Source organism: Desulforamulus ruminis DSM 2154, assembly GCF_000215085.1.
Classification (GTDB): Bacteria; Bacillota; Desulfotomaculia; order Desulfotomaculales; family Desulfotomaculaceae; genus Desulfotomaculum; species Desulfotomaculum ruminis.
Window position 1 is genome coordinate 2,180,560 of sequence record NC_015589.1, and the last position, 24,107, is coordinate 2,204,666.

The window sequence follows — 24,107 nt, forward strand, 5'->3', positions numbered from 1 at the left end:
ATACATACAGAATGCTTGGCGTTAATCTTCCAGGCTGGTTCTTCTTCTTTGCAGCCCGGTGCTTTGCAGCTTGGCCTCCGCGGAAATGCTGACTTCTGAATTAACGAATTCCTCGTCCCAGTGATCCTTCATTTCTTTCCATTCTTTTTTATATTTGCGGTGAAAAACCTCTCCGAAGTCAAAAATATCCACGCCATATACCTCCTGGGCCTTCTCCAAAGCTCCGGTGGACTTGGCAATAATGTTCTCCTCCGCTTTCCTTTCTAAGGCTGCGATTTTTTCCAAATTAAAGAGTTCTTCCTTTGACTGCTGCTCCAGCAAATTCATTTCACAGGTCATGGAGACTTTAAAATGAATGGTTTGTCCGTCATAATAGGGTTCCACTTTGGTTTGGGCACGAACAACATTCAGAGAAAGCAGTTTGTCCGGCTCCCCCGGTGAGGGTATGGTAATGGTTCCTTTTTCTATCTCTCCCCGCAGCCATAACAGCCCCCTGGTTTCCGCAAGATCCAACCAGCCAATGAGCTTTTCGTCTTTAAATACCCCTGTTCCGGTAATGGCCAGTTCCTCATGTTGAGGCGCTTCTTCCAATCCCGGTCCCTGGGGCTCTCCTTCAGGCTTTAATTCAATAACCGGGGCAAGGGGATTGGTTGCTTTGGAAGCAAGGTCTATAATAAAATCTTTCAAAATCACTGAAAAGGCCACCTGGTTCCTGGCCAGATAACCCGCGGACTGTGCCGATGTTCTTTCCAGCTCCGAATGGCTTTCCAAAACCCTCTTCGCTTCCCCCCGGGTGACAAAAACCCAGGCAGTCTCACGGGGCTCCGGATTGCGTACGAAAAAATTAGTGACATGCCGGACGCCTTGTTTCGCCATTTCCTCCCCCAGCACCAGAATAATGCTGTGTCCCCAGTAAAGTCTCCGGTCTACCGTTAGAGCTAATTTCCTCTCTGCTTCAAAAATAGTATCCCCCACTGCGGATACCACCCAGACGATATTTTGTTTCAACTGGCTTCCGCCGCCGGTCTCCGAACCGCTGCTAAAGGCGGAAGGCCTGGCCAACTGAAGGGTAATGCGAACTTTCTTATCCGGGGTTAAGTCAACCCCGGCCCCCAGTACAATGGCCAGATCACTGATCTCCCGGCGGCTCCAGCAGCCGCTGAGCAAGACCAGTACCAGTATCAGGATTAAAAAGGAAATCCTTTTTTTATTCATGACTTCCCTCCTTCTTACCCCGGAGCCAGGCAATAACCAGCAGCAGCAGGGGAATACCCACCTCGAAGATGGACAGAGCATAAGCCGGCCAAACCTGAGACAAGAACAGCAATAAATCCAGAATATTGGAGTTGAGAAACATGGACAAGGCCACCAGGGTAGCGCCAATGGGAAGCACCAGCGGACGGTAGTCCTTCAGTTCCAATATCTGGGCAGTGCCCAAAACCACTACCCAAAAAAAAACAGAGATTTTAATAAATCCTCCGGTAACCCAGACGCCCATAACAAAAGGTTCCATTCTTTCTATAAAATTGGCAATGCTGATGATCCTGGCATTGTTCAGGGTGGGAAACATCCAAGCACCGGAGAGTTGTGGCCCAAAAATGGCCAGGGCTCCCACAACGGAGGACAGCAATAACAAACCGGAGATCAGAAGGGCCGCCGCCGACACCTGATAAGCCTTGCCGGGCTTGTTGAGATAAGGCAAAAGGATCATAATGGTCACAATCTCACCGAACCAGGACAAAGGTACCAGGCTTCCCTTGAGAACAGGAATGGCTCCGGCGTCCCAAATAGGGAGCAGCCTGTTGAAATCCATGTTTCCTATGGATAAGAGTAATACCAGGATAATGGACCCTAAAATAACCGGAAAAAAAACTTCGTTGGCCCGGGTCAAAACCTCCAGGCCGTTTCTTACGGCATAAGCGGCCAGAGCCACCACGATCAGATGAAAGACAATAATGGGCGTATCCGGCATAAAAGCGGCGGTCATCAATTCACCGTATTCCCGGATCACTTCGGCATTTAAATGCAAAAACCAGAGGATGTATAATAATCCCACTGCTTTGCCGGGCCAGCGGCCAACAATTTTGCCGGCGTATTCAAAGATGGTTTTATCCGGATAATAGAGTCCCAGCCTGGTAATCAACCAGGCCATCAACAACCCGCAGGCTGTGGCCAGCAGTACGGAAATCCAGGCATCCTGCATGGCATAGTTGGCAGTAATGCTGGGGACAAAAAGAATGACTGTGGCAAAGATGGTGGTGGTCAGCAAAAAGATCGCCTGTCTAGTGCTGATTTTTCCCCCTTCCAGCATGATTTTTTGTCCCTCCTTTGGCACCGGACTGGTTTTCAGGTGGCTTGGGTTTTTGATGGCGTTTCATTCTCTGAACATTTTTTACTCCTAAAAGACTGGGACGCTTGATCATCGCCCAGCGGGGCGCCCGGAAAATATAATCCTTCATATCGGAAATTTTCATAGGAGCCACCGGGCTGAGATAGGGCGTCCCAAAAGAACGCATGGTACAAAGATGGGTTATAATTAAAATAATGCCCGAGATCAACCCGAAAAGCCCCAGGGTGGCAGATAGAACCATCAAGGGAAAGCGCAGCAGCCGGATGGCAATCCCCATCTGATAAAAAAATACAAAGGAAGAAATTCCCGTGATGGCCACTGTAATGACGGTGGCGGGAGCCACCAGCCCGGCCTGAACAGCGGCCTGACCCACAATCAGAGCTCCCACAATGCTGACTGCCTGACCCACCTGACGGGGCAGCCGGAGTCCCGCTTCTCTCAGTATCTCAAAGGAAATTTCCATCAACAATGCTTCCACCAGCACGGGAAAAGGCACCGCTTCCCGCTGGGCGGCAAGACTTAACAAAAGGGAGGTGGGCAGCATTTCCTGGTGAAAGGAAACCTGAGCAATATATAAAGAAGGCGCCAACAACGACAGCACTAAGGACAAATAACGGATGACGCGAACCGCCGTGCCCGTGGGAAATCGTTCGTAATAATCCTCTGCCGCCTGCATATATTCAAAAAACGTGGTTGGCACCGTGAGGACAAAGGGGGTTCCGTCAACCATGATGCCCACCCGTCCTTCCAGTATCTTGGCCGCCAGACGGTCCGGCCGTTCAGTATGGTTAACATTGGGGAATGGGCTGAATGGATTGTCCTGAATCATTTCCTCAAGATAGCCGCTCTCCAGCACACCATCAATGTCAATTCTTTGCAGCCGTTTTTTAACTTCTTTTACCAGGCCGTCGTTCACAATACCCTGGATATAAACTACGGCCACATCGGTTTGGGTCAGACGGCCGATCTTCAGCATTTCCATTTTTAAATCCGTGCTTTTGATCTTGCGACGAAGCAGCGCGGTATTAACCCGTAGGGTTTCAACAAAGGCCTCCCGGGGGCTGCGGATGGACATCTCGGTTTTGGCATCCTCAACCTGGCGGGCTTTCCAACCTCTGGCGCCATTAATTATGGCACTGGCGTGCCCGTCCACCAGCAGTACCGTATCCCCGGCCAATACCGCGTCCACAACCTTTGCCAGTTTAACGGTTTCCTTGATCTGCTGGGTACACAACCCACGCTCTTTAATTAAATGATAGGCCCTGGCCTTGGAAATGTCGGAAGGCGGCGTAGCCATGGCCGCCTCCAGGGTCAATGCTTTCATGATTTGGTCCGAAACGATTGTTTCATCAACCAGCCCATCCATGTAGACCAGGGCTAATTTTATATCTTCTTGCTGGGCAAAAAGAAATTCACGGTAAACCACGTCGCTGCAATCTTTAAAAACTTCTTTTATTCGCTGAAGGTTGTTTTCAATATCAGGCTCCAGAAGACTCTGCTGAATCGGGTTTTCCGGAATCTTTTTTTCCGTATCACCATTTTTATTGGAATTCTGCTTACGGCTTTTTAACGAGTTTGGCCTGGACGGCTTAATCAATTTGCGCATTCATTTGATCTCCCGTTTAAACGGACTCCATCTTTATTAATTATTTGCATTACTGGTAGTTTTATACTGTGCTATCCCCTGCAACGGCCGCCCGGTTATCATGTCATTCCCTTTATTTTCTGAATCCACCGGACCTTTGCCATATTCTTTTTAATTTTTTTGCCGTATCTATTGCAGATTTGACAATCTGTGGTACAATTTATTTCGTGTGTTTTAAATATTTTACCGGGGGGAACGGTCATGAAAGAATTTTTCAAGCTTCCCTGGGGGAAGGTTGAGGGACTGGCCCAGGAGTATGGTACGCCTTTACTGATACTCTCTTTAAAGCAGGTAGAGCATAACTATGAATTTCTCCGCCAGCACCTTCCCGGAGTTAAGATTTTTTATGCCATCAAATCCAATCCTGATTTGCGGCTGGTTCAAAAACTGGCAGAGATGGACTGTTCTTTTGATGTGGCCTCGGAAGGCGAAATTACCTCCCTGGTCAGTATGGGCATTTCTCCGGATCGTATGGTTTACGCCAATCCGGTAAAAACCTATAAAGGTCTGGAAACCGCCGGTAAAACCGGTGTCCGCGATTTCACCCTGGACAGCGAAAGTGAAATCTACCGTATTGCCCGTTCCAATCCACAAGCCCGTGTTTTAGTGCGCATCCGGGTGGATAATAACCACTCCCTGGTGGATTTAAATAAAAAATTTGGCGCCGATCCCAAGGACGCCATTCCTTTAATGCTTTTGGCCATCCAGGAGGGTCTGGAGGTAGCAGGGCTTTGCTTCCACGTGGGAAGCCAAAATACCAGTGCCGACGCTTATCTGGATGCCCTCTCCATCTCCCGGCGGATTTTTGATGATGCAGCCCTGCAAGGAATCCATTTAAAAATTCTGGATATCGGCGGCGGCTTCCCCATCCCTACCGGCGATTTAAATATGGATATGGCCTCCTTTATGGATCAGATTCATTATGGCTTGCAAAGCCTTTTCCCGGATACCGAGATTTGGGCGGAACCCGGGCGTTATCTCAGCGGCACCACCATGAACTTAATTACACGGATTATCGGTTCCCAGATTCGTAACGGCCGGCAGTGGTACTATCTGGACGAAGGAATTTACGGAACTTTTTCAGGAATTCTTTTTGATCACTGGGAATATGAAATGGAAGTGGCCAAAACTAAAAAAGGTCCGGAAATTGAAGCAACCTTTGCCGGTCCTAGCTGCGATTCCCTGGATGTGGTCTTTAAAGACTATAAAACTCCCCCTCTTGAAATTGACGATCTGGTGCTGGTAGCCAACTGCGGCGCTTATTCATCGGCCTCGGCTACTACTTTTAACGGCTTTGCCAAGGCGGAAACCGTAATCTGGGAAGAGGTTGAGGAAAAGCTTCAAGAGGAGATTAAAGCGGTAAGTTAAAAAATTAAACCCACAGTCCTTTTTAGATGGACTGTGGGTTTAATGGTTTTTACTTTGCAAAATACAAATTTCTAGGCACCCAGTACTTCTTTAACAATACCGTTAACAACCTTGCCATCGGCCTTCCCTTTCACCTTTGGCATTAAGGCGGCCATAACCTTCCCCATCTCTTTGGGTCCCTGGGCCCCCACCTGGAGAACGGTTTCCTGAACGATTTTTCTAATCTCCTCTTCAGAAAGCTGCTCCGGCAGGTAGTTCAGCAGTAAATTGATTTCCTGCTCCAGCTTAGCCACCTCTTCCGGACGGTCCGCCTTTTTATATTCTTCCAGGGCATCCCGCCTCATTTTGATTTCCCTGACAATAATATCCGTTACTTCCGCATCGCCCAATTCCTTTTTCCCGTTGATTTCCGCATTCTTGACGGCGGCATTCACCATGCGGATGGTGTCCACTTTCAGTTTATCTCTGGCCTTCATGGCTTCTTTCATATCATTCATTAAACGCTTCTTCACAGGAGTCATCCTTTCATCCTATTTTTCAGGAGTATGCTACCAATGCCTTTCTATTGTAACATCTAAATTTTAGCAGGTGAGCCATGGCCTGGTCAAGCCGCCCAAGGGATACCCTCTAAGGCTACAAGGACCATCCGTTCTTAGCGGCCCGCCCGGCTAGGTTGGCAAGACCCCTGATTTAAAGGGTGACAGCAACAAACCTCCTGGACCACTGCTATTTCTTGGCCGCCATTGAAATTCTTGCGGCTTCCTTTGAAAGGTTCAAGGTTACCATCAGCCCTGCGGCATAGATGATGGCGCCAAATACATAGGCACTGGCAAAACCGCCCATATGGTCGCTGATCCAGCCGGATAAACCGGGCCCCATCATCTGACCCACCGCATAAAATACCGAGATGAAACCAATTACCGCAGAAACATACCTTTGAGGCACCTGCTGAGAGGCCTTAACCTGAATTAGTGTAACCAATCCCCCGATACTGGATCCCCAAATGGCCGCCGAAAGGATAAATCCTCCTATATGGGTGCCAAGCACGGGAATAAGGTCGCCGGCCACAGCAAAAATCCAGGCAGCAAGCAGTGTTTTCTGTGCGCCAATTTTATCGGAAATACCTCCCCATAGGGGACCTCCTACAATGCTGAAGACCCCGGCTACGGCATATACCCACCCCGCCGTTGCACTGGAAAATCCGTTTTCCAGCATGTAGCTGGTTTGATAAAGATTGGGGATCAGGTAGGAAACACCCAGTAAGAAATAGAGCAGTGCTATTTTCGTCAGTTCTCTGTTTTTAAGCCATTGAGGTTTGTTTTCCTGGGTATCGGTTGTATGGGTCAGTGCTGGGTTTTTTAAAATTACCACCGCCAGCAGTAAAACAGCCAGTGAGATGAGGCCAAAAAAGATCCATACCGCCCGCCAGCTTAAATCTGCAAACTGCTGCATAATCAAAGGCGTGAGGATGCCGCTTAAAAGCATGCCGATTCCCGCTCCACTTAAAATGATGCCCAGGGCAATTCCTCTTTTGTCCGGAAACCAGCCGATCATTACGGACATCAAAGGGGTAAAAACCAGCGCGCTTCCTGCGCCGGAAACAAACATAAACAAGCACACCCACCAAAATGAAGAGGCCCAGGCCAGACCCAGCATACTAACCAGGACGCCGCCTCCCCCTGCCAGCAGTACGGCCTTGGCACCCCAACGGAAGGCTAAAACGCCGGATAATCCCACCGTAACCAGATAACCTAAAAACATCACCGTGCCGATCAAACCTGCCTGGGAGATGGATAAACTTAAATCCTCCTGCATGTAGGGAAGCACCGCCCCATAGGACATACGGGCAAACCCGCTGGTGGTGAGTACCAGGAGCATCCCGGTCAGAACAAATAGCCAAAAGGTTCTTTTTTGATTCATGCTTTGCTCGGTCAATGTCATTCCTCCTATTCGTTTTTCCATTTAAAACTTCTGTCAACCCCGCTACGGTTCTTCCATAAAGGGCAGGATGCAGCTAAAACCCCTCTGAAGGGTGCTGTTATATCCAAGTATAAAAATCGCCGGATCATTTCTCTACTCATATCGGAATTACGTTAGCCCAAATCCGGATTATTGATAAAAAAGCCGCCCCAAGGACAGCCCTCCTGAAGCAAACTCAAGTCGGGGTTATTTTTCCTTGTAACATTCCAGCTTTTCTTTCCATACCATGAACTATCAAACAGGAAAGGGGAATATACAATGGGCTATGGATGCGGTGGCGGCGGATATGATAGCTGTGTTTTTATCATCTTTTTAATCCTTATCCTACTGCTTCTTGGAGGCAGCGGCGGCGGTTGTGGCTGTAACAGCAATTAAGCATTAAGAAACCCCCGGAGAATATCCGGGGGTTCTGGTTTGGGGAAAAGAATAAAACACGGATTTACGCGGATTTTTAGATAAAGATGCGAACCCGTAAAAATCTGTAAAATCCGTGTTTTATTAGTCCGATTGTTCATTGCGTTATCTCGCTGTTCTTTGACACGCAATTAAAAGGTAGTTTTGCAACACTCCTACGGCATATTTGCGGGATTAACTTCCGTGGTTTGAGGATTTTCAGACGTTTCCGGGCTCTCCACAGGGGTGTTTGGTTCTAGGGGTTCATTGCCCTTTGGCTGCTCCGGAGTGTTTACCGGAGAAGAGGGTTCCGTTTCAGGTTCAGCTCCAGGCTCTACCGGTTCCTGCACCGGCTCTTCCGGAGGCAAGGCGGTCTCCTCTTGCTCCGGCAGATTCTCTTCCTGCTCCTTCACAGGGGTATCCTCAAGCAAAGGAAGGATGCTCCGGGAGGGTCTTTTGATGACCCGGCTATCCATCAAAGAGATCATGTATTCACGCCAGATGGGAGACGCCAGGTCACCCCCGCTGTAGCCCCGGACAGGGCGATTATCGCTGTTGCCGACCCAAACCGCAGTGGAGATCTCCTGGTTATAGCCAACAAACCATAAACACCGGCTGTCATCGGTGGTACCGGTTTTCCCGGCCTCGTTTCCGGTAATATTGGCCCGGGTGCCGGTGCCGCCCCGTACCGCCTCGGTCAGTATTTTGGTCATGGTTTGAGCGGTTTTGGCGGAAATAATCTGTTTGGGTTGGGAGTCATGCTGGTAAAGAATATTTCCCTTTTGGTCCTCTACGGTTTTAATCATATACGGTTTATTATATTTCCCATCATTGGCAAAGGTGGCAAAGGCCGCCGCCATCTCAATGGGTTTCACGCCATAATACATCCCCCCCAGAGCAATGGCCAGATTCGCATCATGCTCGCTGCTGATGGTGGTGATGCCAAACCGTTTCATGTTTTCAATGGCGTTTTTTACACCCATTAAATTAACAACTTCCACTGCCGGTACATTCATGGAATACTTTAAGGCCGACAGCACCGTTACGCTGCCGTCCACTTTGGAAGCCACATAATATTTGTTGAAGTCCTTGGAACGGGCGTTAATTTGAGAGGATTCATTAATGATTTTCTGTTCCAGGGCCCCGGCATAATGAATGGGCTTAATGGAGGAACCGGGCTGCCTGGGAATCATGGCCAGGTTGTTTTGATCCACCCGGAAATCCGTGCCTCCCACCAGGGAAAGCACCGCCCCATCGGCCGGATCCACCGATACAATACAAATATTGCTGGCGGCGATTCCCCTTTGCTTTAATTCGGCGGCCTTTCGCCGGACCACTTCCTCCGCTGCCTTAACCGCCCGGGTATCTAAGGTGGTTGTAACCACCAGCCCTTCATGAAAGACTCTCTGGCGGCCATACAGATCCACCAGTTGTTTTACAATTTCGGTGGTGAAATAAGGAAAGGCGTAATGGAACGATTCCTCTGAGGCCTGAACAGGATGCACCTGTATTTCCTGCTGCCGGGCAGCTTCCGCCTCCTGGAAAGCAATCATCTTTAATTGAACCATTCGATTCAGGACATCTTTTTGACGAACTTTGTTGGCCTCTAAATGGTTTAAGGGCTCATAAAGGTTCGGCGCCTTGGGTATGGCTGCCAGCATGGAGGATTCGGCCAAATTGAGATCACCGGCATTTTTATTAAAGTATTTTCTGGCAGCGGACTCCACCCCATAACAGCCGTTGCCAAAATAGATTTCATTTAAATACATCTCCAAAATTTCATCTTTACTAAAACGGCTTTCCATTTTTAAGGCTAAAAAAATTTCTGTAATCTTTCTTTGAAAGGTTTTTTCGTTGGTAAGAAACAGATTTCTTACCAGTTGCTGGGTGATGGTGCTGCCGCCCTCAACCGCTTCCCGGTGGGCCAGGTCTCGGTAAAGGGCCCTGAAGGTGCCAATAAAATCAATGCCAAAATGATTATAAAAACGGTGATCTTCAATGGCTAAAATAGCCTCTTTCATGGGTGCTGAGATTTTGTCCAGGGATACGTAACGTTTCTCCCGTTCATACAACTCAGCGATGACTTCTCCGTTGGAGGAGTAAATGATACTCTTTTGATTTCTTTGATATTCAAACTGATCCAAATTATAGCGTGAGGCAACCTCTTCATAATCCTGTATAACGGTATAAGTCAATCCCCCTGCCAAGACTAAAAAAATAAGCACCAATACCCCTATAGACAGCTTTAATAATCGAATCCCGGAATTTTTGGATGCCTTCTCCGTCACCTACCGTCCACCCCGTTTCCCTGTACTTCTTTTAGCTTATTCTAAAATAATGGCTATATTGCTAATGAAGAAAGAAAACTTGGCTCCCGCCAAGCCTTTAGAGCAGGCGGAAGCCAGGTTGTTGCTAAAGAAAACCGGCCCCCGGCCGGTTAATAACACCTATTTATAGAATAACTAACTGGAGAAGAAATACCGTGCCCACCAGGGCGGAGAAAATGACAAGTTCAATGACAGGGCTGATGGAAAATACTGAAAATAAACTAAATATAGCCCGGATCAAGGTCAACACCTCCCATCCTTTCGTGGTAAGTCAGCCTTAATCTATATATTCACTGATAAATCAAAATTTCCTTTAACCTTTAGTAAATTATTTCTTTTTAAGACTCTTCCTGTAAAACGTTTTTTTCAATCCAGCTTCTTAATTCCGGAGAGATTTTATAAATGCCGTCCTGGGCATTTTCCGTCTGCTCCCTAAGGGCGCTTTGCAGCATTTCCTCCGGAGGTTGTTGATCCAGATGGTCACACTTTACGCCAAAGGGGGTAAATTTGTATAAAGCCAATTTGGGTTTACACTCCCAGACATCTATGACAAAGGTATATCCTCTTTCCCGGTTTTTAAATTCGTTATTAAAGTCATAATCCCATTCAATTAATGGTTTGATAATGGGAATCACCATATTTAAAACCCCTCTCATAAATTCTTTTTGTCCATAATATTTTAATTCTTTTGACAGCGGTGATCAAGTTTTCTTCGCGTTCTTTATTTCATGGAAAGTCGGGAAATAATAAATGCAAATAATAAAGGAGGCCATATTCATGACTCAGCAGGATAATAAAGTGGTTAATATCAATCAAGAGCTTATTACTAAAAATACCGATATGTTTTCAGACATTACCACGGTGTTAGAAACATTATTTAATCAAGGACTAGCCTCCTTTTCCTTTGATTATCAGGAAACCGTCATCAATCTTGATTCCGTTCCGGAAGTGGAGGAGGTTTTTGCCCATTATGACCCCGACCGGGTGCAGGATACCATTGAAGAAGTAGTTGACATCACTTTGATGCTGCTGGATAATCGGGAAGAGCAGTTGTTAAGCGACGCGGCCAAGGAAGGCCATACGGTCCAGGCCATTATGGAGCAAAAAATTAAAATTATTAAAGAAAAAATTATTAACCCCAAATTACAGCAGGCCTATTATTTTTATCGTACCTGTATTTCCAATGTCATGGAACAGTTTGTGGCCCAAAGGGTGGTAAAACCCCCCAGCGGACAGTTTCCCGCCCTCTCCAGCTTCTTGGTAAAACTCACCGTAAAGGATAATCTGGACCACGCCAACAGACAAAACGTATCTTTTGAACTCTATGAAGATCAATTGGATGAATTAATCACCTTGCTCTCCCAGCTAAAGCAGGAATTGAAGCAAGAACAGCCCCAGAAGTAACTTAACCAAGGGAGGATGTCCGCTGCTGGGCGTATCTCTCATGAAGTTGTTGATAAAAATGAGCTAATTTTTGAGCACAAGCTTGAGCGGACAGGTTGGCGGCATTGACCAGAACCTGTCTGCTCATTTTTTGTCTTAATTGCGGGTTTTTGAGGATAGTAACCACCCTTGATACAAAGAGTTGTTCATCCTGAGGCACCAGGTAACCCTCCTCCCCATTCACAACCATCTCTGAAACGCCAAAGGCGTCCACCGCCACTACAGGAACTCCCGCTGCTTTGGCTTCTCCAATAACCAGGCCTTGGGTTTCAGTCACCGAGGCAAAAACAAACAGGTCGGCGCCGCTGTAAGCCCGGATAAGATTTTCCCGGCTTATTTTTCCGGTAAAAATCACCTGATGCACCAGCCCTTGTTCAGCCACCAAGGTTTTCAAGTTCTCGGTCTCGGGTCCTTCCCCTACCAGCACCAGTTTTGCCGACAGCCCGTACCCTCCCATAATTAATTTTAAAACTTTAATTAAAAAACCAACATTTTTTTCCCGGCTCATTCTGCCTACAAAGAGCAAAACAAACTCCTCTTCTTTTATGCCATAGGTCCTGCGCAGCCAATCCCTGTCCGCTCCGGCAAACTCTTCCTGGTTAATGCCGGTGGGCAGGCTTTGAATAGGAGCGCTTACGCCCATTTCCTTAATTTGTTTGCCAATGACTCCGGTGGGGGTAATCACCAAATCACAGCGGTTACAAAAATCAATGCAGAATTTCCGGGTTAAATCCCTGCTAATCTGACGGGCAAAGGGTACGTAGTGGGTGTATTGATCATAAAGGGTATGATAGGTGAACACCAGGGGCAGATGACGGCTTTTGGCAACTCTGGCGCCAACCCGGCCCATAATAAAGGGTGAATGGACGTGAACAATATCCGGGGCATTTTCTTCCAGAAAACGGGTTAGACCGGGAGCCAGGGGAATGGAAATATAAAAACCGGGATGCCGCACTGCGGGAATGGACGGGAAACGGAAAACCTTCTCTTCCTCTGCCGCGGTAGGATAATTGGGGGCAAAGATGGTCACCTCATGGCCCAGTTTTTTTAATTCCCTGGAAAAGGTTTCAATGGAGTGCACCACTCCGCTAATATAAGGTTTATAGCTGTCGGTAAAGAATCCAATGCGCATAAAAAAGTCACCCCTAAGATATATACTGCTAAAAGTATAAACAAAGGAGTGGAAGTCTAAACCATTATTCTTTTGTTTCGTGTCTGGGGTTCTTTTGCACAATGGGTATGGCATTTAATATGGCGGCAATCACCTGAGCTCTTCCGGCAACCTGGTCCAGGGCTACTTTGGTAAAAATGCCGCCCACATCGGTTACCACGTAACGGGTTGGCAGGTTATTCAAAGCAATAGCCATAATATCCAGCCGGCATCTTGCACAGGTACAGGTTCCGGGATGATTCAAAGCATATCGGTTTAATACATCATCCAATGTTTCTTCTACAGCCAGTTCAATGTAATTGCGAATCATCGTTATCCCTCCTGATCTTTTCCTTAGGTTTAACCTTAGTCGCCAAAGGAGATTCCCACTTTTTTGGCCGTAAGGACCATCTCTCCCTGGGCATCCACCCGGCGAATTCCTTTGGCTACCTCGGACAGCGGGATGGGAACAACTTGATCTTCGTCCAAAGAAACTACCTGGCCAAACGCTCCCCTGGCCACAAAATCCACGGCTGCCGCACCATACAGGGTGGCCAAAATACGGTCCAGAGGTGTGGGGCTGCCGCCCCTCTGCAGGTGACCCAACACGGTAACCCGGGTTTCAATGCCGGTCAGTTCTTCCAGTTTGTGCGCCACCACTTCACCAATACCGCCTAGACGAACCGGATCGGTACTGTCCGCAATCATCTTGCTGACAACCATCTGGCCGTCAACGGGCTTGGCCCCTTCAGCAGCCACCACCAGGCTGAATCGCTTGTTATGATCCAGCCGCTCCTGGATCTTGGCAGCAATTTTATGATAGTGGAAGGGAATTTCAGGAATTAATATAATGTCGGCTCCGCCGGCCAAGCCGGAATACAAAGCGATATGGCCTGCATAGCGGCCCATGACTTCCAAAACAATTACCCGGTGATGGGACTCCGCAGTAGAATGCAGCCTGTCCAAAGCCTCTGTGGCAAAGGCATAGGCTGTATCAAAACCAAAGGTTTTGGCCTGTCCCACTGCCAGATCATTATCAATGGTTTTGGGACAACCCACCACCGGCAGACCCTTCCGGGCTAAATCATGGGCAATGGCCAGGGACCCGTCGCCGCCAATCACAATCAGCACATCCGCATGTTTTTTGATGGTTTCAATACACTGGTCCGAGCGGTCGGCAAACTGCCCCTTGGCCACTTGATAGTGAAAGGGATTATCACGGTTGGTGGTACCCAAAATGGTGCCACCCCGGGGTAAGATTCCGGAAACTTCTTTTTCTGTCAACGGATAAAAATTATTTTCCATAACCCCTTTAAATCCATCCCGGAAGCCGATCACTTCCATACCGTACTGCCGGACGGCTGTTTTTACAATGGCTCGGATAACCGCATTTAAGCCGGGAGCATCTCCCCCGCCGGTCAATACCGCGATACGCCCAACCATATTCTACACCCCCGTTCATTGTTGCTAACTTATTTTACCATAACCCGAGAATGATGGCATCCCGAATTATTCTTGCCCACCACCGGGGCAACATGGCAAATGAAATGAAGGTTCAAAAAACAAAACCTCCATAACCGCAATTGTGGCCATGGAGGTTGATTTTTGCCTCTTCCTTAGGGGATGATCTGCTCTTTAAATACCTGTTCGCCGTCTTTCATTTCAAGAATTACGGCACCCTTAACCGGGTTATGATTTTCGTCAAAGGTAAACTTACCGGTTACAGCCTGCACATCCTTCAGACCTGCCAAAGCGTCCTTAATTTTCTCAGGCTCTGCACTGCCGGCCGTTTCAATGGCCTTCACCAGCAGGATAGCGGCATCATAACCCAAAGCCGCTAAAGCATCCGGAGTTTGTTTATATTTTTCTTCGTATTTGGCTACAAAGTCCTGCACAATGGGATCTTGCTGTTTCGGAGAATAGTGGTTGCTGAAATAGCCGTTGTTTAAAGCCTTGGCTCCGGCAATTTCAGCCAGTTTGGGAGAATCCCAGCCGTCCCCGCCCATAAAGGGTACGGTAATGCCAAGATCACGGCCCTGCTTCACAATTTTCCCCACCTGCTCATAGTAGGCGGGAACAAACACCACATCGGGCTTAGCCGATTTAATTTTGGTCAGCGTGGCATTGAAATCCTGATCCTCACTCAGGAAGGCCTCGTTGCCTACAATTTTTCCGCCCTGTTCTTCAAAGGATTTTATAAAATACTCCGCCAACCCTTTGCTGTAAGGAGAATTATTTTCCACAAAGACAGCCGCGGTTTTGGCCTTTAAGGTCTTGGTAGCAAAGGTGGCCATCACCGTGCCCTGGAAGGGATCGATAAACACCGACCGGAAAATGTACTCACGAACCTTTTTGGTGTTGGGATCGACAGTGATGTCAGGGTTAGTTCCACCGGAGGTTATGGCAGGAATTTTATTGTCCTCGGCAATTTGGGCAAAGCCCATGGTATTGCCGGAAGTGATACTTCCTAAAATAGCCACCACTTTCTCCTGGTTAATCAAACGGGAAGCCACGTTGGCCGCTTCAGTGGCCTCACTTTTATTGTCCAGGCAAATAAACTCAATTTTCTTGCCTAATACGCCGCCCTTGGCATTTAACTCATCAAAATATAATTCAATACCGTTTTTGGCAGAATTCCCATAGGTGGCAACCTGTCCACTCAACTCATAATTGCCGCCGATTTTAATGACATCGGAAGCCTGCTCCTGGGCCTTGGACTCCTGTCCGCCGCCGCTGCAACCGGAAACGAAGCTCACCATCAACAAGACCACCAGTAAAAATAACCCCTTCTTTACTCCTGCTCTCCTCATCTTTTCCCCTCCATGTTCATTCTTTCAACAGATAATTTGTTAAAACATTTAGAATTCGATTTCCATTCTACGCCCCCTTTATGTATAAGAACTTATCACAATTTTACTTAGTTAAGCAATAACTGTCAACTAAAATGTCAGCCAATAGATGTCTAGAAGGGGTCAATAATATGTACAATTTTCAGACACAGAAAGAGGTGGCACCAGGCCTGGCGCCACCTCTTTTATCCCTTATTGAGATTGGGCTTGCATTTTTTCTAAAACTGCTTTCAGTTGGTCTAAAGATTGCCCGTATCCTGCCCAGTCTCCGGATTTTAGTTTGTTCTGGGCCTCGTCATAGAGGCGGCCGGCTTCCCCGGCCAGTTCCTGAAGAGATGCCGGAACTTCCGGCTGCCCTGTCTCTTCCTGGGGAGCCTGACCTGTACTGGGCGGCAAACTTACATTCTCGCCGTAAATCCTCTGTAACGCCAGATCCAGGGTGGGTTCCATGACTACCCGGTCCCCTGCGGCTACCACCACACGCCGCAGTTCCGGCATTTTACTCTGTCTGGCCTGCAGGTAGATGGGTTCCACATAGATTAGGGAATCCTTGACCGGGATTACCAGCAGATTACCCCGGATAACCGATGATCCACTCTGATTCCATAGGGCCAACTGCTGAGAAATGGTAGTATCCTGATCAATTCTGGCTTCAACCTGCATAGGGCCGTAAACCAGTTCCTGTTTGGGGAATTCATAGACGATCAGTTTGCCGTAGTTCTCTTCGTCCGAACGGGCCGCCATCCAGGCCACCATGTTCTTTTTGTTCTGGGGGTTGAAGGGCATAATCAGCACGAATTCCGGCTCTTGTTCACCCAATAGAACGGTGATGGTATAATATGCTTCCATGACCTGCTCTTCGTCCCCTACCTTCTCGGTAGGAATGGTCCATTTATCTTCACGGTTATAAAAGACCTGCGGATCCGCCATATGGTAGGAAGCATACATCCGGGACTGAATCAAGAACATGTCTTCCGGATAGCGAATATGTTCCCTTAAATCAGCCGACATCTGGTCCATGGGCTTAAACATGCCCTTGAAGATTTTGCTGTAGGTTTGAATCACCGGGTCCTTGGAGTCCGCAATATAAAAATTGACATCTCCGTTATAAGCGTTGATGGTTATTTTTACAGCATTGCGAATATAGTTGTTGCCCCTGTTGTCAAAGGGTTCGGCATAGGGATACATGTTGCTCAAGGTATAAGCATCCCACATCCAGATGATTTCACCCTTGGTATTAATGACCGGATAAGGATCGCTATCGTAACTTAAAAAGGGAGCAATTTTGGAAACCCGCTCTTTGATGTTGCGGTTGAATAAAACCTGACTCTCTGCGGTGATATCACTGGTTAACAGCATTTTATAGTCGCCCATGGCCAAGGCGATCATGATTCTGTTAAAAAAGTTGCCAATCTTGACACCGCCGGTACCCTCATAACGGGTGTAGGCGTTTTCATCCCCTTCGGGGTAATCGAACTCTTCGGTTTTGGTATTGACGATGACATACCCGTCGTTAGACTCTCCATAATAAATTTCCGGTCTGGTGACTTTAATATCCGTGGAGGCGGTGGGGGGAATGTCTTTCAGGAAGAAATGGGGCATCCCCTCGCCGGATACCTCGTTCACGGGACTCATGGCCACACCGTAACCATGGGTATATTTCAGGCGCTGGTTAATCCACGTTTTGGCCTGATCGGGCAGTTGCTCCTGGTTCATTTCCCGCATGGCCAGCATGACCTGGCGGTATCGGCCGTCAATTTGATACCGGTCAATGTCAATGTTTTTAAATTCATAGTACAGCCGCATTTCCTGCAGTTGAGCGTAAGTCTGCTGCAGCGGCCGCCAATCCCAAAGACGGATATTTTCAATGGTGTTCTGGTTTTCCTGGATATCCCCGGCAGTCAGCGTCCGGCCGGCCGGGAAGGACTTTCGTTCCACTTCGTTCAAATTATAAGCCATCTGGGAGAACTTAATATTATTGGTAATATAGGGTTTTTCTCGGGTAAACTCGTTGGGCACCACCACAAACTTCTGAATTAGCGCCGGATAAACGCCCGTTAGCAGGACCGAACCCAAGATCAGTCCGCCAATGGCGTAGGCGGTTAAACGGGCCCGTTTGAGAAACAGATTGGCCAGAATGACAGCCGCTGTTAATAAGGAAAGAACGATCAATATCTTATAAGACAGCAAGGTTGCATGGATATCGGTATAGCCGGCTCCGTGCACCGCCCCGCCGGATGAATTCAGCAGATTGTACTGATTTAAGCGGTAACCCCAGGCCCTGACAATAAAATATAAGGCAGCCAGGGCGGACAGGTGATTTCTGGCACTGGCAAAGCGGAATATCTTGGCCAAACCACCCCTCGCCGTGTCGGTCACCAGATAGACCAGTGCCACAAAAAAGGCGTTGATTAAAATGGCGGAAACCAGCAATCGGTATAGGAATAAATAAAAGGGCAGGCTGAAAATATAGAAACCAACATCTCGGTTAAAAATGGGATCCTGAATGTTGAAAGGGGTTTGATTGAAGAATTTTAATACCGTGGGCCAGTCCCCGGCGACCGTCGAACTGTAAAAAAATCCCATAATTAGGCTGATTACCATAAAGGCAGCCGTTAATCTTCCGGAGGTAATGCTTTCCCTCCAGTCGGTTTGATTAATGGTAATGACATTGTCGTCTTCCGGATGAAAGGGCCGAAAGGATTTGATGGCTTTAACGGCCTGTAACACTGAGTTCCTGGTTAACATCAGGTTTAAGAACAACAGCCCGAACAAGGCCAAACCCGCCAGGACCCGCAAGCCGATGTCGGAAACCATGGTGGTAATAAAGACCTGCCGGTATTTAAGCGCGCCAAACCATAACCAGTCGATATACAATCCGGCACCCCAGCCTATTAAAGACACGATTAAGGCAATGACCAGAATGGTCAGGCCCAGAGTAAATCGTGACCCACGATTCAATAAGAACACCTCCGGTTACTTTTGCCATGCAGCGGCTCTCCAGCTACATGGGCTTTCTTCCCTTCATTTGATCGTCTGATTCTTTGCGCAGTTTGGCCTCACACAACTGGCAAAAGGATACGCTTTTTTTCGGTTTGGGAATAAAATCATCTTCCTCTTCCCACTCACTGGTTGGTTCAACCTCTAAAACTTGTCCACACATGATACAGCGAAGTTCTTTTTGCTGCTTGTCCTCCACTTTGCCACCCCCCTAGTTGCCCTAAATGGGCTCATTATTAAGACAATTCTGTAAGGGGCGACAAAATTCCTTCCGTATATGTTATAACTTTAACCATTTCCACCTTTCTGTAACCCTGAGGCGGGATTTTTAGCCCGGTTGATGCTTATTGAATTCTAAAGCCAGTTTGACCAGCCGGTCTGCCACTTCCGGGAATTCAATGCCCGCATAGCGCGCCGCATCGGGAAACAGGCTGGTGCCGGTCATGCCGGGCAGGGTATTAATCTCAAGGGTATAAATCCCCTTTTCCCCCACCATAAAGTCCACCCGCCCCAACCCCCTGCAGCCCAGGGACTGGAAAGCTCTAACCGCCAGGTTTTTAATTTTTTCCTGAACCTCCTCCGGAAGCCCCGGGGGGATAATATGGTGGCTCATGCCCGGAGTGTACTTGGCCTGATAGTCATAAACGCCGGTGACCGAGGTGATCTCAATCAGGGGCAGGGCAACCGGATTCTCGTTGCCTAAAATGGAAGCGGTGACTTCCATTCCTTCAATATACTCTTCAATCAAAACGTCTGAGTCATATTTTAACGCAGACTCAATGGCGGAAGCCATTTCTTCTTCTTTATGCACAAAGGAAATACCGATGGTGGATCCCTGGGTGTTGGCTTTGACTACAACCGGAACCCCCATTTTTGCTAAAGCCTCTTTGGCCACCGCTTCCAGTCCTTGGTCCAAAACCTGGCGGCGGGTCACAACCGTAAAATCCGGAGTGGGAATTCCTTCTAAGGTAAAAATTTTTTTGGTGACAATTTTATTCATGGCCAGGGCACTGGACAAAACACCGCTTCCGGTATAGGGGATATCCATCATTTCCAGCAAACCCTGCAGGGTTCCGTCCTCCCCGTATTTCCCATGCAGAACGGGAAAAGCCAGCTCTACCTTTTGAGCCTTTAGCTGTTCAACTAAATCATAACCTACATCTATTTTAACCACTTTTTTATACCCGGCGGCTACCAGGGCCTGATATACGGCCTCTCCGCTGTTTAATGACACCTCCCTTTCTGCAGAACGTCCCCCGTAGAGAACTCCGATGCATAAGGACAAATTAAGCACCTCCAAAATGGAATAGTTTATTTTAATATATTCTTATGAAAGATACAAAATCCTTGCCGGATTCTGGTATTTTTACAATCGTTCTATTGCCAATTATCTTAATTTTTTAAAATATATCAAATTTAATACATAGTTATTTTCAAAATCAACAGATATTTTAAGAAATTGCAACTTATTGTCTAGAAATTGACACAGTTATAATCAGCATGCGATAATTTTATTTAATATAATTCCATACTGGAGGGGGCATTCCATGAATCCAGTTTCTGAAATCACCATCCTGCGACGCAATATCTTTACCAAAGTAGCCCGCCGGGCTCTCAACAGGCCCTTGGATCAAGGACCCTCTAGCATTGACATGGCTGCTCTGGTAAAGGAACTGATTCCGGACGGTCCGGCCCGTTACCGCTGCTGCATTTACAAAGAGCGGGCCATTGTGGAAGAACGAATTCGTATTGTTATCGGCGAAGCCAAAACGTCACCCATCACCATCATTTCAGAAGCCTGCAACGGCTGCTCTTTAAACAAATATATCGTAACCGACGCCTGCCAAAATTGCGTTGCCCATCCCTGCCGGAACAGTTGCCCCAAAAAGATTATTTCGGTCATTCAAAACAGAGCTTTTATTGATCAAAATTCCTGCGTTGAATGCGGAAAGTGTGCGAAAGCCTGTCCTTACAATGCCATTATTGAGATTACCCGTCCCTGTGAGCGGGCCTGTACCATCAAGGCCATCAAAGTGGATGATTCCCGCAAGGCGGTTTTGGATATGGATAAGTGCGTTTCCTGCGGTATGTGCGTCACCGTTTGTCCCTTCGGAGCTATCACGGACACTTCTCAAATGCTCAATGTCATTGATTCCCTTCGTAAACAGGAGCAGCCCCGGGTGGCCATTATCGCTCCGGCCATTGCCGGACAGTTTGGACCTAAGGTGACTCCCGGCCATATTAAATCCGCCCTGCTGCGTCTTGGTTTTGACAGGGTGGTGGAGGCTGCTCTGGGCGCCGATCAGGTAGCCAAAGAGGAAGCGGAAGAAATTAAAGCCCATTACGATGCCGGTTTAATGACTAATTCCTGTTGTCCCGCCTACGCCCGGGCCATCGTACAAAAAATGCCTGAACTAACCGGCAATCTTTCAGCTTGCCTGTCGCCCATGAAGGTGGTAGGTCAGTTGGTTAAAAAGCAATATGAAGATAAAGTCACCACAGTTTTTATCGGCCCCTGCATTGCCAAAAAAGCGGAGGCAGCGGACAGCCGGGAAATTGATTGGGTATTAACCTTTGAGGAGCTGGCCGCCCTTCTGCAGGCCGCCGAGATCGACCCGGCCGCCCAATTGCCTGCGGATATGCAGGACGCCTCCCCTTATGGACGGCTGTTTGCCCGCTCCGGCGGGGTCAGCGCCGCCGTGCAGCGGCATCTATCGGGCATCCTTGTTGATATATCCCAGGTACAGGGTTTATCCCAGTGTTTGACCACCCTTAAGCTTTCAGCCAAAAAAACCGATGGCAATGGTTTTACCTTTATTGAAGGCATGGCCTGCGAAGGAGGCTGCATTGGAGGTCCCGGCACCATGGTCTCTCCCGCCGTGGCGGGCAGGGCCCTGGAAAAATATGCCGGACCGCTGGACACCGCCAAGGAAAGGGACGATTCACAAATTACCGCTTAACATGAAAGACGGCCTGAGGCCGTCTTTCATGTTAAGCCGGGAATGATGCAGCCGGCCCCATGGCTTCTTGCCCTTCTACTCCTTAAATGTCGGAGGACGGCAGTCCGGCCACTCCGTTGACCGGGAGAGAAAAGACAATGGTCTTGGCATCGGTTTTAAGACCCATCTTCTCCGTAATTGTCTCCATAATTCCTTGACAAAGTTCCTGTTTGGCCAGTATAAAAATCATCTCTTTTTCCGGCTGGATGGATATGCCGAAAAACTTTTCGGCCTGCCTTAGGCCAACTCCCCTGGCGTGCACCACGGTTCCCCCGGAGGCTCCGGCAGATTTTGCCACGTCCATGACTTCATCCATATATCCCTGGCCTGTAACTGCGATGATTAAATTGTATTTGAAGGGCAGTTCCATCGATATTCCTCCCCGTTTCTGTGCTGCGCCCTGCAATCGCTTGCATGAGGCTGCGTCTGCAACACCGCTGATGGGTATACTAAAGGCAATCCCTTTACCGGGTTTACTCAGGTTCAGCTCATTCAGCTTTTCAAACATAAGCCTGGACGTTTCCAAGGGCATGGTACAGTACAATATATCTTTTTCTGTTTCACCCAAACCCAAATACACCAATATTTTTTTATCTGCGGTTCCTTTACCTAATGTAAGCAAATTAAAGGTTACACCATGGTCCACAAAGAGGCTGGCAATCTTTTCTCCCTTTCCCCTGTTAACAACGACCACCATGAGAACCATCGATGCAGTTTCAGACTTATCTGGGGGCATTGTGACTCCTCCTTTCGATCTGACCCACAGGCTTTCTTCAACCGCTGTCAATCACTTTTTCTGTCCTTGCCCGTTCGCCCTATACCGGGGGTTCAGTGATTTTCTTACCCACTTCTTTTTTAATCCCGGGCTCTATGATTTCATCTTGTTCGGTCCTCATCTGTACCCGCCGTTTCGGTTAAAAGGCCTTGGTCTTTTGCGCCTATTATATCATAGTCATTTAATGAATCTTCCATGGAAAATTCCAATTCGGCCTCCAGCTCTTTATTGTGACGCAGTTTGATGTTATAAATCAACCCCAGGATTTGTATGGTTACCAAAGGCATCATGGCGGTCATGCCAATAATGCCAAAGGCGTCCGTCATAATGTTTCCACCAACGGCTTCACAAATTCCCACAGCGAAAGGAAGCAGAAAGGCAGCCGTCATGGTTCCCGCCGCGACCCCGCCGGAATCAAAAGCAATGGCCGTAAATATTTTAGGCGTGAAAAAAGTGAGTATTAAAGCGGCCAAGTAACCGGGAATCAGGAAATACCAGATACTAATGCCCGTCAATATACGAACCACCGACAAGATCAGGGCAACACTTACACCCATGGATAAGCCGTACATCATCATCTTCTTGGATATGGCGCCGCTGGTTATATCTTCAACCTGTTTATTAAGCACATGCACTGCGGGTTCCGCATATACAACAAAGAAGCCAATCACCGCGCTAAGGGGAATAAGCACCCAGTTATAGGATAAATCAGTGATCTCCCGGCCAAGGAAGGTTCCTGCGGGCATAAAACCGATATTTACACCGGTTAAGAAGATGGAAAGTCCAATCAGTGTATAAACAATCCCGATTACGATTCGTATTAGTTTTGTTTTGGATAGCTTTAAGCGTACCACCTGAAACAGCCCGAAGATTACTAAAATTGGCAGTAGCACCGTTAAAACCTCTTGGAAAAACTGTAAAAAACCCAGGCCGTAGAGAGCAAGCAGTTCCTTAAAGCTGTTGACGTTCTCTGTGGTTTCAAAGGCATAACCGGAAGCCGATGAATCAAAGAACATGCCCATAATCAGTACAGCCAGAACCGGACCGATTGAGCACAGCGCACAAATGCCAAAACTGTCTTCCTCCGAGTTTTTTCCGCCTCTAACTGCTGAAATACCGACACCCAAGGCAAGAATAAAGGGAACTGTAATGGGTCCTGTGGTCACACCCCCGGAATCAAAGCCAATGGCTAAATAGTCCGGAGCCGCAAAGGCCGCAACAGCAAATACCAAAATATAAGATATGATAAACATCCGGGAAAGGGAAAGCTGAAAAATGATCCGTAAAAGCGCAAGCATCAAAAAGAGGCCTACACCAAATGCCACGGAAGCTACCAAAACAAAATCGGGAACGGCCGGAACCTGCTTGGTCAGGACTTGCAAATCCGGTTCAGCGATGGTAACCACCACGCCAAGAATAAAACCGCTGAGAATAATCAGCCAAAGTTTCCGTGATTTCGTTAATTCGGAACCAATAGCTTCGCCAATGGGCATCATGGCCATATCCGCTCCCAAGGTAAAGATACTCATACCGGCAATCAGTAAAATGGTGCCGGTTATAAACAGCATTAAAGTTCCAAAGGGCATGGGGGATATGGTAAAGTGCAAAACAAATACAATAAAGCTAATCGGTAAAACCGATTGAGCGGATTCTTTTAATTTGTTGAATAATTCTCTTGACATTCGCAACTTCCTCTCATATATCAAGCTTTAATCCAATTGCCTGGTATCCTGTTGGACAAGCAGTACAGCACGCAGTTTACTGAGAATCAAGAGAGGGGATAAGAAACACACCACCCAATTTAAAATTGATATTATAAAAAAGTGAA

General features: G+C 47.7%; 19 protein-coding genes. 3 read left to right on the forward strand and 16 right to left on the reverse strand.

Going from position 1 to position 24,107, the window contains the following annotated elements; translation table 11 throughout:
- Positions 1-21 precede the first annotated feature (21 nt).
- The 3 genes from DESRU_RS10965 to DESRU_RS10975 are packed head-to-tail and all read right to left on the reverse strand — an operon-like array spanning position 22 to position 3,956.
- Positions 22-1,215 (reverse strand): Ger(x)C family spore germination protein, encoded by a 1,194-nt coding sequence (locus DESRU_RS10965; protein WP_013842174.1) that lies wholly within the window; start codon positions 1,213-1,215, stop codon positions 22-24.
- Positions 1,208-2,311, reverse strand: coding sequence for a GerAB/ArcD/ProY family transporter (locus DESRU_RS10970; protein WP_013842175.1), 1,104 nt, complete (start codon positions 2,309-2,311; stop codon positions 1,208-1,210). The genes DESRU_RS10965 and DESRU_RS10970 overlap by 8 nt, the downstream gene beginning before the upstream one ends.
- A complete protein-coding gene (locus DESRU_RS10975; RefSeq protein WP_013842176.1) occupies positions 2,283-3,956 on the reverse strand; it encodes a spore germination protein in 1,674 nt (557 codons plus the stop codon). Before DESRU_RS10975 ends, DESRU_RS10970 begins: the two co-directional genes overlap by 29 nt.
- A gap of 240 nt (positions 3,957-4,196) precedes the next feature.
- On the opposite strand from DESRU_RS10975, the gene DESRU_RS10980 reads away from it, so the two are divergent.
- Entirely contained in the window at positions 4,197-5,363 is a 1,167-nt protein-coding gene (locus DESRU_RS10980) for a type III PLP-dependent enzyme (protein WP_013842177.1), read from the forward strand.
- Between the two features lie 71 nt (positions 5,364-5,434).
- On the opposite strand, the gene DESRU_RS10985 is transcribed toward DESRU_RS10980, so the two are convergent.
- The 4 genes from DESRU_RS10985 to DESRU_RS11000 form a co-directional block, all read right to left on the reverse strand.
- Positions 5,435-5,884, reverse strand: a complete 450-nt coding sequence (locus DESRU_RS10985) for a GatB/YqeY domain-containing protein (protein WP_013842178.1) — start codon at positions 5,882-5,884, stop codon at positions 5,435-5,437.
- A 205-nt stretch (positions 5,885-6,089) separates the two neighbouring features.
- Positions 6,090-7,298, reverse strand: coding sequence for an MFS transporter (locus DESRU_RS10990; protein ID WP_013842179.1), 1,209 nt, complete (start codon positions 7,296-7,298; stop codon positions 6,090-6,092).
- A gap of 614 nt (positions 7,299-7,912) precedes the next feature.
- A complete protein-coding gene (locus tag DESRU_RS10995) occupies positions 7,913-10,024 on the reverse strand; it encodes a transglycosylase domain-containing protein (protein WP_013842180.1) in 2,112 nt (703 codons plus the stop codon).
- A gap of 377 nt (positions 10,025-10,401) precedes the next feature.
- Complete coding sequence (locus DESRU_RS11000; RefSeq protein WP_238446276.1) at positions 10,402-10,719, reverse strand: DVU0772 family protein; 318 nt, start codon at positions 10,717-10,719, stop codon at positions 10,402-10,404.
- 121 nt (positions 10,720-10,840) lie between these two features.
- On the opposite strand from DESRU_RS11000, the gene DESRU_RS11005 reads away from it, so the two are divergent.
- Positions 10,841-11,467, forward strand: a complete 627-nt coding sequence (locus tag DESRU_RS11005) for a hypothetical protein (protein ID WP_013842182.1) — start codon at positions 10,841-10,843, stop codon at positions 11,465-11,467.
- Position 11,468: 1 nt separating this feature from the next.
- On the opposite strand, the gene DESRU_RS11010 is transcribed toward DESRU_RS11005, so the two are convergent.
- The 7 genes from DESRU_RS11010 to DESRU_RS11040 form a co-directional block, all read right to left on the reverse strand.
- Positions 11,469-12,638, reverse strand: a complete 1,170-nt coding sequence (locus tag DESRU_RS11010) for a glycosyltransferase family 4 protein (protein ID WP_013842183.1) — start codon at positions 12,636-12,638, stop codon at positions 11,469-11,471.
- 64 nt (positions 12,639-12,702) lie between these two features.
- Positions 12,703-12,987: a late competence development ComFB family protein gene (locus tag DESRU_RS11015; protein ID WP_013842184.1), complete on the reverse strand. Its 285-nt coding sequence runs from the start codon at positions 12,985-12,987 to the stop codon at positions 12,703-12,705.
- A 35-nt stretch (positions 12,988-13,022) separates the two neighbouring features.
- Positions 13,023-14,099 carry a 6-phosphofructokinase gene (locus tag DESRU_RS11020; RefSeq protein WP_013842185.1) on the reverse strand — a complete coding sequence of 359 codons (1,077 nt, stop codon included), beginning with the start codon at positions 14,097-14,099 and terminating at the stop codon, positions 13,023-13,025.
- Between the two features lie 173 nt (positions 14,100-14,272).
- A complete protein-coding gene (locus DESRU_RS11025; RefSeq protein ID WP_013842186.1) occupies positions 14,273-15,466 on the reverse strand; it encodes an ABC transporter substrate-binding protein in 1,194 nt (397 codons plus the stop codon).
- Between the two features lie 231 nt (positions 15,467-15,697).
- Positions 15,698-18,466 carry a UPF0182 family membrane protein gene (locus DESRU_RS11030; protein ID WP_013842187.1) on the reverse strand — a complete coding sequence of 923 codons (2,769 nt, stop codon included), beginning with the start codon at positions 18,464-18,466 and terminating at the stop codon, positions 15,698-15,700.
- A gap of 43 nt (positions 18,467-18,509) precedes the next feature.
- On the reverse strand, positions 18,510-18,704 hold the full coding sequence (locus tag DESRU_RS11035) for a hypothetical protein (RefSeq protein ID WP_013842188.1): 195 nt from the start codon (positions 18,702-18,704) through the stop codon (positions 18,510-18,512).
- 129 nt (positions 18,705-18,833) lie between these two features.
- Positions 18,834-19,790, reverse strand: a complete 957-nt coding sequence (locus DESRU_RS11040) for a D-alanine--D-alanine ligase (protein WP_013842189.1) — start codon at positions 19,788-19,790, stop codon at positions 18,834-18,836.
- A 262-nt stretch (positions 19,791-20,052) separates the two neighbouring features.
- Between DESRU_RS11040 and DESRU_RS11045 the strand changes: the two genes are divergently transcribed.
- Complete coding sequence (locus tag DESRU_RS11045) at positions 20,053-21,465, forward strand: monomeric [FeFe] hydrogenase (protein ID WP_013842190.1); 1,413 nt, start codon at positions 20,053-20,055, stop codon at positions 21,463-21,465.
- 82 nt (positions 21,466-21,547) lie between these two features.
- Here the strand turns inward: DESRU_RS11045 and DESRU_RS11050 are convergent, their stop codons facing one another.
- Together DESRU_RS11050 and DESRU_RS11055 are read right to left on the reverse strand one after the other, a co-directional pair.
- On the reverse strand, positions 21,548-22,240 hold the full coding sequence (locus DESRU_RS11050) for a P-II family nitrogen regulator (RefSeq protein ID WP_013842191.1): 693 nt from the start codon (positions 22,238-22,240) through the stop codon (positions 21,548-21,550).
- Positions 22,241-22,380: 140 nt separating this feature from the next.
- Complete coding sequence (locus DESRU_RS11055; RefSeq protein WP_013842192.1) at positions 22,381-23,961, reverse strand: DUF1538 domain-containing protein; 1,581 nt, start codon at positions 23,959-23,961, stop codon at positions 22,381-22,383.
- Positions 23,962-24,107: the final 146 nt, after the last annotated feature.